General features: G+C 73.0%; 1 protein-coding gene. It reads left to right on the top strand.

The window, feature by feature from the left end:
* The coding region (locus tag AS93_RS20910) for a tetratricopeptide repeat protein (RefSeq protein WP_027591911.1) at positions 1 to 1039 on the top strand (1039 nt) is incomplete at both ends.

Here is a 1039-nt window from a genome sequence, read left to right as displayed (position 1 = left end):
GCACCGCGCGGCCAGCGCCCTGCCGGGCAACGCCCGCGAGCGCGCCCACCTGGTGGCGCTCGGCGAACTGCTGGCCGGCCGCTGGCACGCTGCCGGCCGGGTGCTCGAGGACCTGACCATCGCCTGGCCGCAGGACATCCTGGCCCTGCAGGCCGGCCATCTGATCGACTTCTACACCGGGCAGCAGCGCCTGCTGCGCGACCGCATCGCCCGGGCGCTGCCGGAGTGGCAGGCGGAGATGCCGGGCTATCACGCGCTGCTCGGCATGCACGCCTTCGGCCTGGAGGAAAACGCCGACTACACCGGCGCCGAGCGCGCCGGGCGGCGCGCCGTGGAGCTGCAGCCGCGCGACGGCTGGGGCCAGCACGCGGTGGCCCATGTGCTGGAGATGCAGAACCGCACCGACGAGGGCATCGCCTGGATGCGCGAGCGGGTGACGTACTGGGCCGGCGACAGCTTCTTCCAGGTGCACAACTGGTGGCATCTGGCGCTCTACCACCTGGATCGGGAAGAGATCGACGAGGTGCTGGCGCTGTTCGACGGGCCGATCTTCGGCGGCCGCTCCCCGCTGGCGCTCGACCTGGTGGATGCCTCGGCGCTGCTCTGGCGCCTGCAGCTGCTGGGCGTGGAGTTGGGCGCGCGCTGGCAGCCGCTGGCCGGCCTGTGGGAGGCGCATGCCGATGCCGGCAACTATGCCTTCAACGATGCCCACGCGCTGATGGCGTTTCTCGGCGCCGGTCGCGACCCGGCCATCGAGCGGTTGTTCGCCGCCCAGCGGCGCGCCCTGGCCGGCGAGGGCGACAACCGGCAGTTCACCGCCGAGGTGGGCCAGCCGCTGTGCCAGGCCATCCAGGCTTTCGCCAGCGGCGAGTATGCCGAGTGCGTGCGTCTGCTGCGCCCGTTGCGCCTGATCGCCCAGCGCTTCGGCGGCAGCCACGCGCAGCGCGACCTGCTCGATCTGACCTTGCTGGAGGCGGCGCGCCGCAGCGGACAAGAGGCCCTGGCGCGGGCGCTGATCAACGAGCGGCTGCAGCTGCGC

Source organism: Pseudomonas sp. RL, assembly GCF_000647775.1.
Taxonomy (GTDB): Bacteria; Pseudomonadota; Gammaproteobacteria; order Pseudomonadales; family Pseudomonadaceae; genus Serpens; species Serpens flexibilis.
Note: the sequence above shows the minus strand (reverse complement) of the source record. Positions and strands in the feature narration are given on the sequence as shown.